Source organism: Cupriavidus sp. GW822-FHT06G04 (assembly GCF_058799075.1).
Genome location: NZ_JBXALD010000030.1, coordinates 1 through 2882, shown reverse-complemented (window position 1 = coordinate 2882; position 2882 = coordinate 1). Strand labels below are relative to the sequence as shown.

The window sequence follows — 2882 nt, the reverse complement described above, 5'->3', positions numbered from 1 at the left end:
TCGACAAAGCAGGCTCAGCCCCGGAGGCGACGTGTGTCAGTGCGATTCGAGAGACGTTTCCACACGGCCTCGACCCAAAGCTGACACCGGCCGATCCTGCCGCGCCCGATGCTAGACTTCCAGCGAACCCTCGCTTCTCATCCCGGGTTATAGTCGCTGACGACCGCGCCCGAACAACGCTTCTAGAACGATCAGGAGATAATCGATCTTGTTTGATTTCTTCAAGAAGAGCCAACCATCTGCAGAGTCTCCCGGGCGATTTCCTCCGGTTCCGGATTGGAAGCCAGCCGTCCGGCAGCCACTTGAGCGTATCGTTGAACGCATTCGCTTCTACACCAACAACTCTCGTGATTTTGCCGTATTCGGCTACGGCACCATCGCCATACTCCCGGATGACCTCAGCGACGCTGCGTCCGAACGACACGCAAAGGAATCATTGCATAAGGTCTTTCATGCGCACCCCGACATGAACCCGCTGAACATGAAGGATGGAAATATCCTCGTTCAGTACCAATATGATGTCGCAAGTCTCGTGCTATCTGACATTGCGGATAAACACTGGGCCGAGATTGACAGTCAGCATCAACGGGCCCTCGCCACGTCGGAAGTCCTATTTACGCCGCTCGGTCAAAACACGTTTGACGATTTTGGAAAGAAAGCACTTTTTGGGCGGTGCTATATGTTCATGGACGCGCAGTCGCCTGAAGTCATTCGCATAGAGCGTCGCATGGGATAACCCGGACGCCGAGATGTTGGAGGACGCACAGACGCGGGCTATGGGACAACTTTTCGGCAAGTCGGAGCCGCTGTCGAGCGACCGCTTGTGGCCGGAGGCTGTCTGTCGCAAGAATTAGATTTCCGATCTCGGCCACGTCAGGTACTTAAATCGGTCTCGTCCCAGTCGACTCCTGGTGCCAGCGACCAAGTGAGGGAATGGCGGCGTTCATGAACTGCGCCGCCGTGCGCGATGGGATCGAAGCCTGCGGGGACAGTGGTGCCACCCATTTGGGCGCTGCGAACAGCATTATGAGCACAGTAAAATTTGTATTCCATGTAGACAATTTCGCGCAAAGGGCGCACTGCTACCCTGGCCGCGAAATCAACCGCATTGCCGTCCATGCCGGGCAAGAAGTGAAACAGCATAGCCTGGGTGATCGCATCGGGGATCTGGCCGGAGTCCAGTGATGGGACTTCATCGAAGCCTATGGTCCATGCTAGCGCCCACATGTTCTCTAGCTTCCACCCGACCGTCCCAGCATGCTGCGCCTGCGCCTCATCGCGCGGCAAGTCGATCACCGTGAGTTCGCTCTCCGTCATTGATGCACGCAGATTGTTGCGCTCGATGTAGGCCTGCAGGAGCGCGGACTCGAAAACTCGTTCAGGCGCCGCAGCCCAGGCGAATACAGCGTGCAATGCCATCAGCCGAGTGCATAGCCTGTACGGGGCGCATACATCGGAGTGCTGGTCGGGCAGGGGTAACGAATTCGCCGGTCGAAAGCCGAGCAATCCGAGTTCGTTGAAGACGCGGTGCTTGAGAGCGAGCATCTCATTGTCGGGCGTGCCGGCGGCCAAGGTGGTTGGCGTAGCAGGTGTATATGCCGGCCACCGAGCACCTGCATCGGGCGCCATTCCGCTGGCGGCAAACAGGATTCTGCCCTGTGCGTCGCGCAGGGACGACGGTGTGAACCACACCGCATCGAGCGCTTCGGCGATCTCCGATAACACTGCATATCGCTCGTCACCAGCTTCTGCGTCGGGATCGCAAGTTGTGCCGAGCGCGAAGCCGAATTGCCCTGTCAATGCAAGCGCTTTGGCTTGCTCTGGCGCACTCGGGAATCGCGAAAAATAGCCGTGCATACCCTGCTTCTGTGCCTGCCACCCTTGCCCAGTGTAATAGGCGGGATCATGGGTGATTCTTAGTTGCTTCTTCTTCAGCCATCCACCGGTCGTCACGACGACTTGGCTCCACGCGTCCTCAGGTCCAGCGACTGTGAATTTCGCATTCATCTTCTTTAGCACCTCGATCACAACGCGCGGATTGGGTATCTGGGCGAATAACGTAACGGGCTCGGTCGCCATGGTTTCATTGATCATTGTTTTGTGGGTGTGAATGTAGCCAGCTCAACGTGCCTAGGCCATGGCGAGGGCGATTGCTCTCCTCTTGGAGTTGAACTGCTACGTTGCCATAGGGATATTTAGTTCACGCTCTCTGCGCAGATCTTCGACGTCTGCGTATGTCGGCATCTGGCCGATCTCGGAAGTCCTACCTGAGCTGAGCCCGCAGAGCAGCGCACCTCCGTAACTGATTCGAGTGCACGGCGAGTCAGTTGTTTCGCGATGCAAAGCTGGCCGCGGTCTTGCGAAGTTGCAGGGAACTCGCTGCGGCAGCCAGTTCTCGCAGCGTATCGTTCAACGAGACGCCGCCAACCTCTCGTATGCCTGCATTGATCAACCGGCCAACCATGCGAATGCCGAACTCGCTGGGCTGCCGGGCGAGGGACCGAAGTAGCTCTGGCTCATAGTTTGGCAACGACTCGAGTCCGTGGAGAACGGTCCATACCACCCCAAAGCCGTCTTCCTCTGGGTAGCGCTCAAACACGCTCAGAAGCTGAGGTATTGCTTGCTCGGGATACCCCGCCTGCCAGAGTTCGGCAACGAGCGAATCCAAGGGAAGCCAGTTGTCCTCTTTAGGGACAAAGGTGGCAATGTCGGCGGCGATTTCCACAGTAGTCCGAGGCATAGCGAGAGAGGTGTTTGGCCGTTAGGAGCGAAAGTTGGAGTTTATCCCGACTGTCCGTTTATGGCTGCGGATTCAACCGGTCGATGCAACACCTAGAATCTGTGTGAGCAGTGGAGGTGTTGCAAATGAAGCAGAGGCCGAG

The 2882-nt window shown here is 57.3% G+C and carries 3 protein-coding genes; 1 reads left to right on the top strand and 2 read right to left on the bottom strand.

The window, feature by feature from the left end:
* Positions 1 to 208: 208 nt before the first annotated feature.
* Positions 209 to 736 carry a hypothetical protein gene (locus AC1RKI_RS30015; protein WP_490713701.1) on the top strand — a complete coding sequence of 176 codons (528 nt, stop codon included), beginning with the start codon at positions 209 to 211 and terminating at the stop codon, positions 734 to 736.
* Between the two features lie 137 nt (positions 737 to 873).
* Here AC1RKI_RS30015 and AC1RKI_RS30010 read toward each other — a convergent pair whose 3' ends face one another.
* Both AC1RKI_RS30010 and AC1RKI_RS30005 read right to left on the bottom strand, forming a co-directional pair.
* Positions 874 to 2094, bottom strand: a complete 1221-nt coding sequence (locus AC1RKI_RS30010) for a DUF4272 domain-containing protein (RefSeq protein WP_227461095.1) — start codon at positions 2092 to 2094, stop codon at positions 874 to 876.
* Between the two features lie 229 nt (positions 2095 to 2323).
* On the bottom strand, positions 2324 to 2725 hold the full coding sequence (locus AC1RKI_RS30005) for a hypothetical protein (RefSeq protein WP_490713700.1): 402 nt from the start codon (positions 2723 to 2725) through the stop codon (positions 2324 to 2326).
* Positions 2726 to 2882: the final 157 nt, after the last annotated feature.

Bases quoted from the DNA above. Each gene is read 5' to 3' on its own strand.
- AC1RKI_RS30010 (WP_227461095.1), bottom strand. From the start codon at position 2,094: ATGATCAATGAAACCATGGCGACCGAGCCCGTTACGTTATTCGCCCAG.